This is a genomic window from Priestia sp. FSL P4-0332 (assembly GCF_038005845.1).
Lineage (GTDB): Bacteria > Bacillota > Bacilli > Bacillales > Bacillaceae_H > Priestia.
Genome location: NZ_JBBOUA010000001.1, coordinates 4815332 through 4831453 on the forward strand (window position 1 = coordinate 4815332; position 16122 = coordinate 4831453).

Consider the following 16122-nt stretch of genomic DNA (forward strand, 5'->3'; position numbering starts at 1 on the left):
ATTATTTTTTTATGTAGCTCTAGTATAAAGTGATTCTCTTTTGTACACAATAATATCATCCCCCGTTTTTTTAGCTCCTTAATCATAAAGATTAAGGGGTTTTTTATTTTGTCCTCCTTTGGAGTATTAAAAAACAAAAGAAGCATTATGATTGTAAAGAGGATGGTTAAAGCGCAGATATTTGCGCAAAAACGCATAAAAAAGCACGGCAAGACAGCCGTGCTTACATCATCTATTCTATTAGCCTCATGTCCCTCTTCTGATAAAAAGAGATACGACAGCGGGGATAGTTTAAAACATTGGGTTTTCTTCTAAATGAATGTAAATATTATCTACTAACTGTTCAGGTGTTTCCGCTGTAACAATCTCTCCGTTTACCAAGGCAAATAAAGATTGTGAACATTTCCCGCAATAACCTAAACATCCGTATTCAATAATATCTAGATTTGGATCTTTTTCAAGCTTTTCTAAAGCTGTTTGAGAACCACTGGCTAAATTGCTAACGCAAAATTCAATAATTGGCTGTATCACGTTTTTCACCTCTCTACTATTAGTTTATCCTATCTCCTTTCATTTTCAACGTCAACTTTGGAAATTCACGTTCATTTTGCGCACGCTTCTTAGCTTCACAGACTTTTTCAACAAAACGTATAAATAAAGCTTTATTACAGGGATAGCTTGAAATTATGTTGAAACATATTGTGGTTTTTTATTAATTTAGTTATACTTTTATGTATAGAAAACCAAACGAGGTTATATTAAATTATTATTTAAGTAAAATATGTTATCTTATATAGCCTTTCATATCTTTTTGGCAACCATCCTTATTAACGGTAATTTGTACTCTCCTATTCTTAAAAGCAAGAATAATAGAGAGAAAACAAAAATGCATGAAGCTAAAGGGGAAATTCACATGAAGAACCTTGTCATACTGGGCGGCGGATACGGTGGTATGCGCGTTTTGCAGCGCCTTTTTCCGAATCAATTGCCTAACGATGTAGAAGTAACGCTTATTGACAAAGCACCTTATCACTCACTAAAAACTGAATTCTATGCACTTGCAGCTGGAACAATCTCTGATCAGCATGTTCGTGTTGCTTTTCCTGAACACCCTCGCTTAAAAATTCGCTACGGCTGTGTAAAACGCATAGACCTGGAAGAGAAATGCGTCTATGTGGATGATCAAATGATCGCTTACGATGACCTGATTGTAGGACTCGGATGCGAAGATAAATATCATGGAGTTCCCGGAGCTCTTGAGCATACATACAGCATTCAATCCATTGATGCTTCACGAGCAACTTATCAGACATTAAACAACTTGCCGGCCCACGCTACTGTTTCAATTGTAGGAGCTGGATTAAGCGGAGTAGAACTAGCAAGCGAGCTAAGAGAAAGCCGCCCGGATTTAAAAATCATCTTATTTGACCGCGGTAAATTAATTTTATCTGCTTTCCCAGAACGTTTAAGTAATTACGTTCAAACTTGGTTTACTTCAAACGGTGTTGAAATCGTAAATAGTGCTAATATTACAAAAGTAGAACCGAACATTCTTTATAATCATGATGAGCCCATTCAAAGCGATGCAATCGTGTGGACAGCAGGTATCCAGCCAAATAAAGTGGTACGCGATTTAGACGTAGAAAAAGATCCTCAAGGACGCGTCGTATTAACGAAATACCATAACTTGCCTGACGATGAAAATGTCTACATTTTAGGTGATTGTGCAAGCCTACCGCATGCACCAAGTGCTCAGCTTGCAGAAGGTCAGGCTGAACAAATTGTGCAAGTACTTCTTCACCGCTGGAAAGGCGAAGCGCTTCCAGATGAATTACCAACTATTAAATTAAAAGGCATACTTGGTTCATTAGGCAAAAAGCATGGATTTGGCTTAGTTGCCGAACGTCCAATTACAGGACGCGTAGCTCGATTATTAAAATCAGGTATTCTTTGGATGTATAAACACCACAGTGGATAAAATAAAAGCCGTTAGATGACTGACAATCTAACGGCTTTTTTCATTATGATGCGCAGAAACCATACTTCTCCATTTCCTCAAATACGCGCTTTAATTTCGGATTGCCTTCCCCAACAATTTCTCCATTAATAACCACTACAGGATAGAATAAATCTTCTTCAATCACACGCTTGGCAAAGGCTGCTTTTTCCGGATCCGTATGCGGCTCGTTTATATCTACATATGTGATAGCAAACGGTTGGTTCGGATATTTGCGAGAAATCGCTGCCTCTAGCCAATCATAGGTGTCTTTTGAAGACGGCAGATTAACACAGCTTGCACAAACAATTTCAGCTCCATAAATACACACTTCTACCTCAGTTGATTGCATAGCACATCCCCCTTGAATCTTTACATACAAACTGTACGATTATTCACACTTTTACTTCATTATGAATACTATTTTACACAAAACTGATTCATTGCACATCTTTTTCTTTTAAGGTAACATTACGATGTATACTCCGATAGATTTTTCATGAAAGACCGTTTATAATAAGAGTAGAAGAAAGGAGTCGATAGTTATGTCAGAAATGCACGAGCAAGTTCAAGAAGTATTAGAAAAACTTCGTCCGTTTTTACTTCGCGACGGTGGAGACTGTGAGCTAGTAGACGTAGAGGATGGTATTGTAAAGTTACGTCTTTTAGGCGCTTGCGGAAGCTGCCCAAGTTCAACAATCACGCTAAAAGCTGGTATCGAACGTGCCCTTTTAGAAGAAGTACCTGGTGTAGTTGAAGTAGAACAAGTATTCTAATCTCTTTGATTTTATTATAAAAGCAACCTCCCATTTTATTGGGGCTTGCGAATGAAAAATCCTCATTCAAATGAATGAGGATTTTTTTATTAACTCGTTGTGACTTCAGCTTCTACAAATACACCTTTGCGATCAATTTGTAAAACATCTATTTCGCAGTTCGGCAGTAAAGCATACATATGTTCAGCAATCGCTTTTCCTTTTCCTTTTGGTGCTAAACATAATACACTCGGACCGGCTCCGCTTAGTGACACACCGTATGCGCCGAGAGCTTTTGCTTCTTTTCGCACAAGAGAAAGCTCTGGCACGAGCCTCATACGATAAGGTTCGTGATATAAATCTTTCTCCATAAATTCGCCTACCAGAGGTAAATCTTTATTTAACAGGGCCGCTACTAGCATGTTCCCTATTGCCCCAGCTTCTACTGCGTGGCGATAATTAATATCCGAAGGCAGCACATCACGAGCATCGGTTGTTTTTAATTCATATTCTGGAATAGCCATCACGATATCGACATCAAATTCAGGTATTTGAGCAATATATGTTTCATTTTCATGATGGTAACCAACAACGATTCCGCCGTAAATAGACGGGCTGACGTTATCGGGATGTCCTTCCATTAAGCTGCTGATGCGAAGCTTTTCTCTTTTTGATAAACGCAAGTCGCACAGTACATTAGCCAGCTCGATTCCAGCTACGATAGCCGATGCGCTGCTTCCAAGTCCCCTTGCTAATGGAATGTTGCTCCAAACAGAGACCTTCGCACTTGGAAGATCAATGTTAAATTGACGAGCCACGTCTTGTGCCACTTCATACATTAAGTTATCTGTACCTGTAGGAATACTTTGCACTTCTTTCGTTTCAGGGATAAAAATCCATTCCTCATGACGCTCTACTGTTAATCTTAAGTAACGAGATAAAGCCACTCCAATGGAATCAAATCCTGGCCCTAAATTAGCAGAGCTAGCTGGGACCGTAATGACAAAACGCTCATTTTCTAGCATGAAGCAACGACACCTTGGATATACTCAAATACCTTTTCTTCATCATTTGGTAAAACCACTGGCTTTACATTATGAGCATCGATTGCTACGTTTGGATCTTTTAATCCGTTACCTGTTAATACAGCTACAACCGTTGAACCCTTTGCAATTTTACCAGAAGCTACATCTTTAAACACACCAGCTATTGAAGCGCAAGAACCTGGCTCTGCAAATACACCTTCTTTGCGTGCAATTGTACGATATGCTTCTAAGATTTGTTCATCTGTTACTTCATCAATTTTTCCGTTTGATTCTTTTGCTGCGTTTACAGCATAATCCCAGCTTGCTGGATTTCCGATTCGAATAGCCGTTGCAATTGTTTCTGGATTTTCGATAACTTGATTACGCACGATCGCGGCTGCACCTTCTGCTTCAAACCCGTGCATGTGAGGAAGAGACGTTTGGTGACGCTCACTGTATTCTTTGAATCCTTTCCAGTAAGCTGTAATATTCCCTGCATTCCCCACTGGGATAGCTAAAACGTCAGGCGCTTTTCCAAGCTGTTCACAAATCTCGAAAGAAGCTGTTTTTTGCCCTTCAATACGATATGGGTTTACAGAGTTTACAAGTGCAACCGGTGATGTTTCACTCAGCTTACGAACCATAGAAAGCGCTTGGTCAAAGTTTCCTTCAATTGCTACAATTTCTGCACCATACATAACAGCTTGAGCTAATTTCCCCATCGCAATTTTTCCATTTGGAATAACAACGATACAGCGCATGCCAGCGCGTGATGCATAAGCTGCTGCAGCTGCGGATGTGTTACCTGTAGATGCACAAATAACCGTATTGCTTCCTTCTTCTTTGGCTTTTGCTACAGCCATTACCATTCCGCGGTCTTTAAATGACCCCGTTGGATTTAACCCTTCTACTTTCACATGTAAATCAATGCCTAGCTCTTTTGATAAATGAGCAAGATGAATTAAAGGTGTATTTCCTTCATGTAGTGTAAGCATAGGTGTTTTCTCTGTTACAGGTAAAAACTCTTTATATTCAGCTAATAGACCTTTCCACATCATACTGTGCCAACTCCCTCTACGCGGTAACTGCTTTTTACATTTTCTACAATTGGTAAATCCCGAAGCTGCTGAAGGATTTCCTCATAATCTTTTTGAGATGTTTTGTGTGTAACAACAACAATCTCAGCTAATTCGCTTCCTTTCACAGGAAGTTGAATAATTTTTTCGAAGCTCACGCCACGCTCTGAAAATAGTGTTGTTAATTTTGCAAATGCTCCAACTTGATCTTTAACATGAATACGTAAGAAATGCTTCGAGAACATTTCATCTTCTGCTTTTAACTGTTTTGGATACTGAGGCGTTACCGCACTTTTACCATTCACACCTAAACGCATGTTTTTCATAACACCTACTAAATCTGATACGACAGCAGTGGCAGTTGGCAGGCTTCCTGCCCCCGGTCCATAAAACATCGTTTCTCCAACAGCTTCTCCGTATACATATACAGCATTGTACTCATCGCTTACTGAAGCAAGAGGATGTGTGTCTGCTAAAAGAGTTGGCTGAACACTAACTTCTACATTGTCGCCGTCACGATGTGCATATCCAATCAGTTTCATCGTATAGCCTAATTGTTTACTATATTGCAAGTCTTCTTCCGTTACTTCTGTAATACCTTGAACACGAACATCGTCCAAGTCAATTTTCATTGAAAATCCTAGTGTAGCCAAGATTGCCATTTTGCGAGCAGCATCTAAACCACCTACGTCAGAAGTGGGATCAGCTTCAGCATATCCTAAATCCTGCGCTTCTTTTAACACTTCATCATAAGCGCTTCCTTCTTTTGTCATTTTCGTTAAAATGAAGTTTGTTGTACCATTTACAATTCCCATCATTTTGGTAATACGATCAGATGCTAATCCATCTGCTAATCCACGAAGAATTGGAATACCGCCTGCTACACTTGCTTCATAAAATAAATCACAGTTATTTTCAGAAGCTACTGTTAACAATTCTGAGCCGTAAACTGCCATCAAATCTTTGTTTGCCGTTACAACATGCTTTTTATTACGAAGGGCTGTTAAGATATAATCTCTTGTTTCTTCAACGCCACCCATTACTTCAATGACAACGTCAATCTCCGCGTTATGTAAAACGTCTTCAACATTCGTTGTTAATTTATCTTCACTGATTTCTACGTCACGTTTCTTATCAATATCTTTAACTACTACTTTTTTAACTTCTACAGGACACCCGACTTGATGACTTAATTTATCCTGATGATTTTCAATAATTTTGACTACTCCGCTTCCTACCGTTCCTAACCCTAATAATCCTACTGAAATACTTTTTGTCATATTCCTCACCTCTGTGTTCTTTCTACGTATACATTTGTTCTCTTATAGAGGACATTATAGACCTTATTTTTCTTTTTTACAAGGTTTACTTGCCATCTTTTCTCGTAAACTCGTTAAAAAAATTGGTATATAAAGATAAATGTAAATTTTTAAAATATTTCATTTTATTATCATAACATGGCTCTCACTGTTTTTTAATAAAAAAAAGACAATTTCACCGAAATGAAATTGCCTTTTTCTGTTATGATTTTTTCGCAAACGCTTCTTTATTTACAATTGTAATGGGAGACTCATTTGTAAGTACTGCTTTAATGTTTTTAACACATAAAGAAATCATTTCCGTGCGCGTTTCGATACTCGCACTGCCGATATGAGGAAGAGCTACAACATTAGGCAATTGAAGAAGAGGGTGAGAAGCAGAAATAGGCTCTTGATCGAATACATCCAAGCCAGCTCCAGCAATTTCCCCGGATTGAACCGCATGTAACAATGCTTGCTCATCAACCACTGCTCCTCTTGAAGCATTAATAAAAATCGCAGTTGTTTTCATCTGTTCAAATGCTGAAGCATTAAATAAATGTTTGGTTTCGTCCGTTAACGGTGTCAAACAAACAACAAAATCAGATCGTTCAAGCAGCTCATTTAACTCACAGTAAACTGCATTGAGCTTTTTTTCTGCTTGAAGGTTGCGGCTTCGATTGTGGTACAAGATTTCCATATCAAAACCTGTAGCACGTTTCCCAAGCGTCTCTCCAATTTTCCCCATTCCAACAATACCTAATGTTTTATGATGAACATCTCTACCCGCTAACAAAAATGGACTCCAGCTTTTCCACTGATTTTCTTTCACATATCCAGCAGCTTCTACTAAACGTCTAGCTACACTCATTAATAAACCAAACGTTAAATCTGCTGTTGTATCAGATAAAACATCGGGGGTATTAGAAACGATAATTCCTCGTTCAGTTGCCGCTTCTACGTCAATATTATCAAATCCGACCGCCAAGTTAGCTACAAGCTTTAAATGAGGAGCTTGGGTAAGCAATTCACTGTCAATACGATCTGAAAGCATTGTTAATAGAGCATGTGCGTGCTTAGCTTTTTCACAAAGCAGCTCATGAGGGACTGCCTCATCTTCTTTATCCCACATTTCCACATTCGCTACTGCCTTTAAAGGTTCGATTAATTCATTCGGTATTTTTCTCGTAATAAATACAAACGGCTTGTCCATATGTACGCCACCTCTTTATCCTTTTTAAACTGCATGCACAAAAACAAAATAGAAAAACAGGTTTGGATTATCCAACACCTATTTTTCTATTTTATCATATTCTATAGTAATCGCTTTTTAATGAATCCATGTTAATTCAGGAATGTGATAACGAGACGTTGAGATACCCACCGACTGGTAAAAGCGCTTCAGAAAAGCTTCGTAGTGAGAAGAATGAGCTAATACTCCTTCCAGCTTCTCATAATACTTTTGTTTTTGCCGCTCATCTTGTACACTGTAATACCCTTCAATGACCTCAAAATAATGAACGGGAAAAAGAAGTCTAGCATATAACAGTCTCCATGAAAAAGAAGAAAGCGGATTTACCTTTTCGTATTCACTTAAAAACTGATGCATGTGCCTTTCATCGACAGCGTATGTTAATAAATATTGTTCCCTTATATATTCAGCTATATCTCTGCTCGGATGATCAAAGACCCAATCTGCTGGGAGCTTGTAAACGTAGTCTTCCCCCCATGTTTTTTGCCCGAACCGATGATGACAAATCGTCGCAGCGTCAACTGAACGAGGCAAATCGTCAATTTCCGTGTCTACTAGGTATTGAATAGCATTTTCCGTTAATCCTAGGTAATAAGGAAAAGTTTCTAAAAAACGTTTTTCCATCTCTTGATTAGGCAAAGCACGTAATCTTCCATACCAAAATTGCTCCATCTGGTCGAGACGCTTCTCCCACATGGACTTCCATTGCCCTAGCCGGTTTGCTTTTTCCACTTCATAAGGAAACAGCCTCCCTTTTTGATGAAAAACAGCTAGCTCGTGCCCAGGTGAAAAGTTGGGGTTTTTCTCTTCCGCAAGACAGCGGCAAATGATAAATTTTTCAGTTTCAGTTTCTGTAATCATTTCACCATTCAAATTAGGCATAAATGTTGCCACATGGCGATCACCTTGGCCCATCAGAAATTGACTCATTTGATATAGTTCATTTAACTCGTCTTGTTCCATTTGCTTTACATTAATGATTGTATATAAAATATCTCGATACTGGAAACCTTCAAATTTACCAACGGGCATAAATTCATTTGGACGTAATCCGTAATGCTCATAAATGGTTTGTATCATTTTAATCCCTCTCTTCATTCATTCAAGAAATTATATGATGGAAAACAACATTACTTGTCATAATATTTACGGAGGAATGAATAGATTAGAAATACACCATTTATAGTTATTTACTCCGGGTTAGTAGTATGAAACAACTTTAGACTTAAAAATATATAGAAAACAGGTGATGATACTTGGAGAAAAAACATACACAAAGTGAGTTAGAAAAAAAAGCAAGAGAATGGTTAATAGAACGCGGCGTGGCTCTTACAGACATTGCTGAACTGGTCTATTACTTGCAAAAAAAGTATCACCCAAACTTAACAATTGAAGACTGTTTATATAACGTTGAGCGCGTCATTTCTAAACGAGAAGTTCAAAATGCTATTTTAACGGGTATTCAACTAGATGTCCTCACAGAAAAAAAAGTGATTGAGCCGCCTCTGTTGGATATTCTTGAGAAAGACGAAGGTTTATACGGTATCGACGAGATTTTAGCATTATCGATTGTAAATGTGTACGGATCAATCGGCTTTACCAATTACGGGTATATTGATAAACAAAAGCCGGGTATTCTAGAACGATTAAACGATAAATCGACTGGAGAGTGCCACACTTTCTTAGATGATTTAGTAGGCGCAATTGCCGCTGCTGCTTCTAGCCGGTTAGCGCACCGGGCTGCCAGTCAAGAATAGGTTAAAAAACAAAAAAAGCTGTCAATTGACAGCTTTTTAAATTCTCTCCATCCACTCTTTTAGTGAATCTACCGTATAAGTTGGCTTTTTCTCATATCCTTCTAGTAACTCTCTTGTTGTTACCCCTGTATGGACTAATAATGTATCTAAGCCTGCATTCATCCCTGCTAAAATATCTGTATCATAGTAATCACCAATCATGATTGTTTCTTCTTTTGGCGTACCGATGACTTCAAGGGCTTGCTCCATAATAATACTTTCTGGTTTGCCAATAAATACTGGATTTGTTTGAGTAGAAACCGTAATAACGGACGTGATAGATCCATTACCAGGCAGTAAGCCTCTTTCAGTAGGAATCGCAATATCTCCGTTCGTTGAAACAAAAAAGGCGCCGTTTCGAACGTTTAAACATGCTTTTGCTAATTTTTCATATGTAATTTCCTGATCCAAACCAACAACTACGAAATCCGTATCTTCCTCTTCAATGGTAAATCCTTTTTCAAGCAGCGCATGTCGGATTCCTTCTCCACCAATTACATAAGCTGAAGCGTTTGCTTTGCGTTCGTGTAAATAATTAGCTGTTGCCTGGCTCGTTGTAAAAACTTGCTCTTCTGTTGCAGGAATGCCAAATGCCTCTAGCTTTTCAGCTACTTTATCGGGCGTTTTTGTAGAGTTGTTTGTTACAAATAAATAAGGAATTCCTTTTTCCTTTAATTTAATAACAAAATCACGCGCCTCGGCAATTAGCTCTGTTCCTTTGTACATTGTTCCGTCTAAATCAATCAAATATCCTTTATATTCCTTCATGTTGTGTGATCTCCTTTCAAGTCTCATACTTGAAATCATAGCTTATTTTTTATACAACTACAACTTGCTTGCCTTTAGTTACGAAAAGCAGACACAGGCCCTAACTCTGTCTCTAGATATGTCCTTACGCGCTCTGAAAATGCTGCCAGTACGTCTTTATGCTGCATCACTTTTTGATAAATATCCTGATGATTAACATCCACATATTCTTGAACAAGGGTTTTACGCAATTGAACGATCTCTTTTAATGGCGTTTCTTCCTCTTTTTTAACCACTTTCTCATCAACTAAAATGTCAATGATATCGTCGTAACTGCCTGGATCTCTCATAATAAACCCATCAATCATTGCATTTCCTACATCTAAAACGTTTTCAATTAAAAGGTGTACAATTCTCTCTAATGCCTTTTTCTCTATTTCTGTGTTCCAGCTCGAATGCTCAGCAAACAAGCGAACGTGTTCATCAAAAAAAACAAGCGTGGCTTCTATTTTTTCACGATCTACAAAGTACATATTATTTCCTCCCTAGTTGTCAGCTCTCTATAAATCTTTTTCATAAACAAACGGGGTTCCTGTTCTATTTTATCATGACCCATTATCCATTTGATAAATTCATTTTTGTTTTTGACCTTATTTGATATGATACAAATACAACCTATGAAAGGAGTATACCTATGAGCGAACGCTTTTATCTATATGACGATGTTGTATCTACAAAGACCCGATTTGTCAGCTTTATGGGCGAAAACCAACGATTTGATTTAGCTATTATCCAAACCGACCGTTATTATGGCAAACAAGTTGTTCTTGATATTCAAGGAGGACGCTTTGCCATCATTGGACAAGATGACCTTGAAGAACCAAACTATCTTGAAGAAGTATTTAAATTAAACAGTGAAGACGGTCAGGAACTTCGCGAATTTTTATATGAAATCATCTAAAAAAAAAAGGCAGCATGAAGGACAATTAGTGTCTTCGGCTTGCCTTTTTTTACTTATGGACTTTTTTTAAGACAAAATACGCACAGCCAAAATTACAATATTCATGTAAATAGTCTTGAAGCGTACTAATCTTCGTATCATACGTTGCCTTTTGATTTCGGTCATCAAAAAAGCCTCGCAGCCGAAGCTGATTGTATCCCCAATCTCCCACAATATAGTCATAGCGGCTCAGCACGTCAATAAAGCGACCTCTAAACGCCTCTTCATTAAATGCCTCGCGCTCATCTTTTAATACTTCATAACAAATATTATTGATACAGACCATTGCTCACACCTCTTCTCTTAAAATTTACCATACCATAATTATGATGATGAAACCATCAATTAACATGAAATTTTTCACGTATAAGCAGCACTCTAATCCTGTAGGAGTTTTATCGGTATACCTACTGATCTTTTATGCTCCACATGAAGGTTCGCCGGTTTACCTGGCGTACGATATTTAACTACAGGAGGTGGAAATGGTGAAGAAATCTATTCTTGGAATCGCTTTGATAACAAGTATTTTAACCATTGGCTGTCAAAATAAAAACACAGCTGAAAATGAAAATTTATCACCAAACAACCCAGATGCCATTAATGTAAACGAGCCTAATCATTATTATAATCCAAATAATAATAGCGGCACAAATTATGGATATGTTCGATACACTAAAAACACAAATGAACAAAATTCCAATATGAACCAAGTAGGAACATTTAATCGAGAAGAAGCAGCCGACAATATTAGTAAACTGAGCACCGCTATACCAAATATTAAGCAAGCCGCTACGCTAGTAACCGATAAAGATGTGCTTGTTGCTTATAAAACAGATGCTAAAAACCGGAATAACGCAGCCGATCAGGTAAAACGTACAGCTATGTCTGTAGTTCCTCGTTATTATCATGTATACGTCTCAGATAATCCGAAACAGATGGACCAAATCGAAAATATCAGTGAAATGAATACGCAAACGAATGATGCTAGAAAACGAATCGATGCTGTTATTCAACAAATGCTGAAATCTCCCCAAGGGCGTAAAATGAACGGCGGAGAAGATGCAAATGGAATAGAGAAAAACGAATTGAATGAACCGATGACGGACAAAGATATGGTGGAATAAACAAAAAAGGTGATGAGCATATCATCACCTTTTTTACCTTATTTGCTTTCTTGCGCTTTGTTTTTTGCAGCAGCGTTAACTTGCTCATCTGCATGGTAAGAAGAACGTACAAGAGGACCTGCTTCAACATGGCTGAATCCTTTTGATAATGCAATTTCTTTTAGCTCTTCGAACTCATTTGGATGGTAATATTTTTGAACTTTTATGTGCTTTTTAGTTGGCTGTAGATATTGGCCTAGCGTCATAATATCTACATTATTCGCACGCAAATCATCCATCGTTTCAATAATTTCTTCTTTTGTTTCTCCTAGACCAAGCATGATACTTGATTTCGTAGGGATATCCGGCTGCATTTCTTTTGCACGGCGAAGGAACTCAAGAGAACGCTCATATTTAGCACGAGCACGAACACGAGGTGTAAGGCTGCGTACTGTTTCAATATTATGATTTAAAATATCAGGACGTGCGTCCATTACAATACGTAAGTTCTCTTCCACACCGCCCATATCAGAAGGCAATACTTCAATTGTTGTGAATGGATTTTTACGACGAATCGCACGAATTGTTTCAGCTAATACGCTTGCTCCTCCGTCTTTTAAATCATCGCGAGCTACTACTGTAATAACCGCATGTTTTAAGTTCATTAGCTGAACAGAATCCGCTACGCGTTCTGGCTCTTCTAAATCTAATTCTGTTGGTAAACCTGTCTTAACCGCGCAAAAACGACAGGCACGTGTACATACTTCTCCTAAAATCATAAAAGTTGCCGTACGACGAACAGCCCAACACTCATGAATATTCGGACATCTTGCTTCTTCACAAACTGTATGAAGGTTTTTCTCACGCATCATTTTCTTTAAGCCTGTGTAATTTTCGTTTGTGTTTAGCTTAATCTTCAGCCACTCGGGTTTGCGGACATGCTCTTCTTTTGTTGCCATATTATCAACTCCACCAATCTAGAAAATGTCTATAACCTATATGCTTAATTTTAACTACATATTAAAAACATAACTATATGTCACTTTATCATAAAAAAGTGAGATTCGACAAGTTGTCTGCTCTTTATTTTCCTCAGTTTTCTTCTATTTTCCATTCAAATGTGTGCGTTTTCATCCTCCGTATAATTTCCATTTATCTTCTGAATAAAATTCTTTAAAAAAGTTTTGAAGCGATTTCCATTAATTAATATTTATGAAATCTTTTTTCTCGCTGCAAACTAGTATTACACACTATTTTTAGAAAGGGGGAAACACGATGCGCAAAACGATTATCTTACTTTTTATGTTCATGTCTATATTCACAGGATGGCACCACGTAACAGCTGAATCATCAGCAGATCAAGAAAAAATACTTATTCAAAAGAGATTAGAGCTGTATAAACAAATGGAAGCCGCTACTACGATTCCTTGGTATTACTTTGCAGGGATTGACCAGTATGAACGAAATATTCGACGCTCCCATAAAGATATTCCAAGAGAAAAAGGCTCGATCGCCATTTACTATCCTCCAGAAAAATGGTCAGGTTCTTTAAATCCGAATTTGGAAGATACAAACCCACTTACTATTTCTCTGCTCGGGGGAATGGGCAAAGATGGGAACGGAGACAAAAAAGCAGACCAATTTAATGATGAAGATATGCTTTTTACAATGGCAGATTATATTCGGACGTTCGGGGTGTCCGAAGACTATATTAAAATTGCGCTTTGGAACTATTATCACCGGGCTAAAGCAGTTGATATTATTTTAGGGAATGCCAAAATTTTTCGCCATTACGGTCGCATTGATTTAAAAGGTTCTTCATTTCCGGTGCCTCTCCGTGCGAACTACAGTTACAGGAGTACATGGGGAGATGCGCGCGGCTGGGGTGGCAAACGAATTCATGAAGGAACAGACATTTTTGCAGATTACGGAGTTCCAGTAAAATCCCCTTGCTATGGCATTATTGAGCTTAAAGGATGGAATAAATATGGAGGCTGGCGAATCGGTATTCGTGACCTTCATAATAACTATCACTATTTAGCTCATTTAAGCGGATTTGCAAAAAATTTAAAAGTAGGACAAATTGTAGAACCAGGAACACTCATTGGCGGAGTAGGAAGTTCCGGTTATGGACCTCCTGGAACTTCTGGGAAATTCCCTCCTCACTTGCACTATGGAATGTATAAAGATAACGGCAAAAATGAGTGGTCGTTTGACCCATATCCTCAGTTAAGAACGTGGGAACGAAATGATCGTTTAGAACTAAAGAAAAAATAAAAAAACAGGAAGCTGATGCTTCCTGTTTTTTTATCCTGATGCTTTACTTTCTTTTGCTTTTTTCACAGCATGAGCAATACTTGCGGCCAAGCCGCCCCATATGATGACCATCCCTACAACCATCATTGTCATTGAACTTCCATCCATTATTTAGAAACCCCCTTCTCTTTAACTGACAAACGAAGCGTCCCATCTTCCCATCGTGCAAAAGAAAAAGCAATTCCCAAAATAACAGCAAGAGCTGCCACACCCCAACCAAAAGGACCTACAAAAGTCGTTGCATACTGTTCGTAATTTTCCGAAATATTTTTCCGGAAGTTATCAAACATCATGTATCCAAGTACAAGTGGTGTAACTACTCCTAAACATATTTTCCACCATGAACCGATTCGGATATCAGAAACTTCGTTTGCATGCTGCTGAAGGCTGCTCAACTGCTTAAATACCCAAGCAACTAATACAACTTCTACTAAGCCTGCTAGAGCAACTCCGAAGTTATTAATAAAATAGTCGACCACATCTAAGAAATAAAGTCCTCCTTGTGTTGCAAATAATAGCGAGCAAATTGAAGCGATTCCTCCACCTATTAATACAGATTTTGTACGTGAGATAGTAAATTTATCTTGAATGCCTGCTACGAAGGTTTCAATAATTGAAATAAGTGACGTTAATCCTGCTAATGTCAAGGAAGCAAAGAATAACATTCCAAACAGCTGTTTAAACGCTGGAAATTCATTAATAATTTGCGGGAAAACTACAAAGGCTAGTCCTACCCCTCCCTGAACTACTTTATCGATTGGGATACCTTGCTGAGTAGCCATAAAACCTAGTGCGCTAAACACACCGATTCCTGCTAGTAATTCAAACGCTGAATTACCAAATCCAGTAATAAACGCATTATTAGTTAAATCAGATTTCTTTGGAAGGTAACTGGAATAAGTGATCATAATAGCAAAACCAACAGATAAACTAAAGAAAATTTGACCATATGCTGCGATCCAAACCTTTCCGTCTCCAATTGCGCTCCAGTTTGGTTTAAAAAAAGCATGCAGACCTTCCATTGCTCCGTCTAACGTAACTGCTCGAATGACAATGATTAAAAATAGAATAATTAGCGTTGGTAGAAAGATTTTGTTTGCGGCTTCAATTCCTTTTTTGATTCCTTTTAATAAGACACCTAATGTCACAATCCATACAAGTACAAGCGGAATTAAAACGTGTAATACGAGGCTTCCTGTTTGTCCTGGTGCTTCAGCTAACTTTAAGTAATCTCCATATAAAAACGCTTCCGTATCGTTTCCCCAGCTTAACTTAAATGAAAAGATAAAATACGACATTGCCCACGCGATAATGACGGAATAGTAAACCGAAATAAAAAAGGAAATAGCTACTTGCCACCAGCCTAGCCATTCAGCCTTGGGGCTTATTCTTGCTAATGATAAAGGAGAGGAACCTTTATATTTATGTCCAATAGCAAATTCCATGATTAAGATAGGAATTCCTGCCGTCAACAAAGCAAATAAGTAGGGGAGAAAAAATGCCCCTCCTCCATTTTCATATGCAGTGGCTGGAAATCTCCATATATTCCCTAGTCCAATTGCTGAACCTGCTGCTGCTAAAATAAACCCTGCTCTTGATCCCCACTGCGGCCTATTTTCCACTGTAATTCCCCCTCTTTTCCTCTCCCTACTCTCTTTTTATCATAGATCAACGAGAATTTTTATAATTTTTAGATTATTCTTTCTATAACTTCCTATCTCAAATTATAGAAGGGAGAAGATAGTATGTCAAAATATT

The 16122-nt window shown here is 38.1% G+C and carries 19 protein-coding genes; 6 read left to right on the forward strand and 13 right to left on the reverse strand.

What is annotated here, in order from left to right:
- Positions 1–291: 291 nt before the first annotated feature.
- Complete coding sequence (locus MKY06_RS25295) at positions 292–531, reverse strand: YuzB family protein (protein WP_013059622.1); 240 nt, start codon at positions 529–531, stop codon at positions 292–294.
- Positions 532–913: 382 nt separating this feature from the next.
- On the opposite strand from MKY06_RS25295, the gene MKY06_RS25300 reads away from it, so the two are divergent.
- Positions 914–1978 (forward strand): NAD(P)/FAD-dependent oxidoreductase, encoded by a 1065-nt coding sequence (locus tag MKY06_RS25300; RefSeq protein WP_013059623.1) that lies wholly within the window; start codon positions 914–916, stop codon positions 1976–1978.
- A gap of 43 nt (positions 1979–2021) precedes the next feature.
- Here MKY06_RS25300 and MKY06_RS25305 read toward each other — a convergent pair whose 3' ends face one another.
- Positions 2022–2348 carry a YuzD family protein gene (locus MKY06_RS25305; RefSeq protein ID WP_013059624.1) on the reverse strand — a complete coding sequence of 109 codons (327 nt, stop codon included), beginning with the start codon at positions 2346–2348 and terminating at the stop codon, positions 2022–2024.
- Positions 2349–2541: 193 nt separating this feature from the next.
- Here MKY06_RS25305 and MKY06_RS25310 point away from each other — a divergent pair, with 193 nt between their 5' ends.
- Complete coding sequence (locus MKY06_RS25310; RefSeq protein WP_013059625.1) at positions 2542–2772, forward strand: NifU family protein; 231 nt, start codon at positions 2542–2544, stop codon at positions 2770–2772.
- Positions 2773–2861: 89 nt separating this feature from the next.
- Here MKY06_RS25310 and thrB read toward each other — a convergent pair whose 3' ends face one another.
- The 5 genes from thrB to yutH all read right to left on the reverse strand — a co-directional run bounded on the left by thrB (position 2862) and on the right by yutH (position 8482).
- On the reverse strand, positions 2862–3776 hold the full coding sequence (gene thrB, locus MKY06_RS25315; protein WP_013059626.1) for a homoserine kinase: 915 nt from the start codon (positions 3774–3776) through the stop codon (positions 2862–2864).
- Positions 3770–4831, reverse strand: a complete 1062-nt coding sequence (gene thrC / locus MKY06_RS25320; protein ID WP_025752680.1) for a threonine synthase — start codon at positions 4829–4831, stop codon at positions 3770–3772. The genes thrB and thrC overlap by 7 nt, the downstream gene beginning before the upstream one ends.
- On the reverse strand, positions 4831–6132 hold the full coding sequence (locus MKY06_RS25325) for a homoserine dehydrogenase (RefSeq protein WP_013059628.1): 1302 nt from the start codon (positions 6130–6132) through the stop codon (positions 4831–4833). Before MKY06_RS25325 ends, thrC begins: the two co-directional genes overlap by 1 nt.
- A gap of 241 nt (positions 6133–6373) precedes the next feature.
- Complete coding sequence (locus MKY06_RS25330; RefSeq protein ID WP_013059629.1) at positions 6374–7363, reverse strand: 2-hydroxyacid dehydrogenase; 990 nt, start codon at positions 7361–7363, stop codon at positions 6374–6376.
- Positions 7364–7480: 117 nt separating this feature from the next.
- Positions 7481–8482, reverse strand: a complete 1002-nt coding sequence (gene yutH / locus MKY06_RS25335; RefSeq protein WP_013059630.1) for a spore coat putative kinase YutH — start codon at positions 8480–8482, stop codon at positions 7481–7483.
- 176 nt (positions 8483–8658) lie between these two features.
- On the opposite strand from yutH, the gene MKY06_RS25340 reads away from it, so the two are divergent.
- The gene (locus tag MKY06_RS25340; protein WP_013059631.1) at positions 8659–9159 is read left to right on the forward strand and encodes a phosphatidylglycerophosphatase A family protein; all 501 of its coding nucleotides are present in this window, start codon (positions 8659–8661) and stop codon (positions 9157–9159) included.
- Between the two features lie 36 nt (positions 9160–9195).
- On the opposite strand, the gene MKY06_RS25345 is transcribed toward MKY06_RS25340, so the two are convergent.
- The gene (locus MKY06_RS25345; protein WP_013059632.1) at positions 9196–9966 is read right to left on the reverse strand and encodes a TIGR01457 family HAD-type hydrolase; all 771 of its coding nucleotides are present in this window, start codon (positions 9964–9966) and stop codon (positions 9196–9198) included.
- A 74-nt stretch (positions 9967–10040) separates the two neighbouring features.
- Positions 10041–10478: a DUF86 domain-containing protein gene (locus MKY06_RS25350; protein ID WP_013059633.1), complete on the reverse strand. Its 438-nt coding sequence runs from the start codon at positions 10476–10478 to the stop codon at positions 10041–10043.
- A gap of 161 nt (positions 10479–10639) precedes the next feature.
- On the opposite strand from MKY06_RS25350, the gene MKY06_RS25355 reads away from it, so the two are divergent.
- Positions 10640–10906 (forward strand): DUF3055 domain-containing protein, encoded by a 267-nt coding sequence (locus tag MKY06_RS25355; RefSeq protein WP_013059634.1) that lies wholly within the window; start codon positions 10640–10642, stop codon positions 10904–10906.
- A 49-nt stretch (positions 10907–10955) separates the two neighbouring features.
- On the opposite strand, the gene MKY06_RS25360 is transcribed toward MKY06_RS25355, so the two are convergent.
- Positions 10956–11231 (reverse strand): YutD family protein, encoded by a 276-nt coding sequence (locus MKY06_RS25360; RefSeq protein ID WP_013059635.1) that lies wholly within the window; start codon positions 11229–11231, stop codon positions 10956–10958.
- Positions 11232–11427: 196 nt separating this feature from the next.
- On the opposite strand from MKY06_RS25360, the gene MKY06_RS25365 reads away from it, so the two are divergent.
- Positions 11428–12069, forward strand: a complete 642-nt coding sequence (locus MKY06_RS25365; protein WP_340961546.1) for a YhcN/YlaJ family sporulation lipoprotein — start codon at positions 11428–11430, stop codon at positions 12067–12069.
- Positions 12070–12107: 38 nt separating this feature from the next.
- On the opposite strand, the gene lipA is transcribed toward MKY06_RS25365, so the two are convergent.
- Positions 12108–13007, reverse strand: coding sequence for a lipoyl synthase (lipA, locus tag MKY06_RS25370; RefSeq protein WP_013059637.1), 900 nt, complete (start codon positions 13005–13007; stop codon positions 12108–12110).
- Positions 13008–13323: 316 nt separating this feature from the next.
- On the opposite strand from lipA, the gene MKY06_RS25375 reads away from it, so the two are divergent.
- Positions 13324–14325: a M23 family metallopeptidase gene (locus tag MKY06_RS25375; RefSeq protein WP_013059638.1), complete on the forward strand. Its 1002-nt coding sequence runs from the start codon at positions 13324–13326 to the stop codon at positions 14323–14325.
- 30 nt (positions 14326–14355) lie between these two features.
- On the opposite strand, the gene MKY06_RS25380 is transcribed toward MKY06_RS25375, so the two are convergent.
- A complete protein-coding gene (locus MKY06_RS25380) occupies positions 14356–14472 on the reverse strand; it encodes a methionine/alanine import family NSS transporter small subunit (RefSeq protein ID WP_107918137.1) in 117 nt (38 codons plus the stop codon).
- Complete coding sequence (locus tag MKY06_RS25385; RefSeq protein ID WP_013059639.1) at positions 14472–15986, reverse strand: sodium-dependent transporter; 1515 nt, start codon at positions 15984–15986, stop codon at positions 14472–14474. Before MKY06_RS25385 ends, MKY06_RS25380 begins: the two co-directional genes overlap by 1 nt.
- Positions 15987–16122 lie beyond the last annotated feature (136 nt).

What these genes read in the sequence shown, in the direction of transcription:
- MKY06_RS25375 (WP_013059638.1), top strand. Translation starts at nt 13,324, where the DNA reads ATGCGCAAAACGATTATCTTACTTTTTATGTTCATGTCTATATTCACA.
- MKY06_RS25365 (WP_340961546.1), top strand. Translation starts at nt 11,428, where the DNA reads ATGGTGAAGAAATCTATTCTTGGAATCGCTTTGATAACAAGTATTTTA.
- MKY06_RS25310 (WP_013059625.1), top strand. Translation starts at nt 2,542, where the DNA reads ATGTCAGAAATGCACGAGCAAGTTCAAGAAGTATTAGAAAAACTTCGT.
- lipA (WP_013059637.1), bottom strand. Translation starts at nt 13,007, where the DNA reads ATGGCAACAAAAGAAGAGCATGTCCGCAAACCCGAGTGGCTGAAGATT.
- thrB (WP_013059626.1), bottom strand. Translation starts at nt 3,776, where the DNA reads ATGCTAGAAAATGAGCGTTTTGTCATTACGGTCCCAGCTAGCTCTGCT.
- MKY06_RS25300 (WP_013059623.1), top strand. Translation starts at nt 914, where the DNA reads ATGAAGAACCTTGTCATACTGGGCGGCGGATACGGTGGTATGCGCGTT.
- MKY06_RS25380 (WP_107918137.1), bottom strand. Translation starts at nt 14,472, where the DNA reads ATGGATGGAAGTTCAATGACAATGATGGTTGTAGGGATGGTCATCATA.
- yutH (WP_013059630.1), bottom strand. Translation starts at nt 8,482, where the DNA reads ATGATACAAACCATTTATGAGCATTACGGATTACGTCCAAATGAATTT.
- MKY06_RS25360 (WP_013059635.1), bottom strand. Translation starts at nt 11,231, where the DNA reads ATGGTCTGTATCAATAATATTTGTTATGAAGTATTAAAAGATGAGCGC.
- MKY06_RS25345 (WP_013059632.1), bottom strand. Translation starts at nt 9,966, where the DNA reads ATGAAGGAATATAAAGGATATTTGATTGATTTAGACGGAACAATGTAC.
- MKY06_RS25325 (WP_013059628.1), bottom strand. Translation starts at nt 6,132, where the DNA reads ATGACAAAAAGTATTTCAGTAGGATTATTAGGGTTAGGAACGGTAGGA.
- thrC (WP_025752680.1), bottom strand. Translation starts at nt 4,831, where the DNA reads ATGTGGAAAGGTCTATTAGCTGAATATAAAGAGTTTTTACCTGTAACA.
- MKY06_RS25330 (WP_013059629.1), bottom strand. Translation starts at nt 7,363, where the DNA reads ATGGACAAGCCGTTTGTATTTATTACGAGAAAAATACCGAATGAATTA.
- MKY06_RS25350 (WP_013059633.1), bottom strand. Translation starts at nt 10,478, where the DNA reads ATGTACTTTGTAGATCGTGAAAAAATAGAAGCCACGCTTGTTTTTTTT.
- MKY06_RS25305 (WP_013059624.1), bottom strand. Translation starts at nt 2,348, where the DNA reads ATGCAATCAACTGAGGTAGAAGTGTGTATTTATGGAGCTGAAATTGTT.
- MKY06_RS25355 (WP_013059634.1), top strand. Translation starts at nt 10,640, where the DNA reads ATGAGCGAACGCTTTTATCTATATGACGATGTTGTATCTACAAAGACC.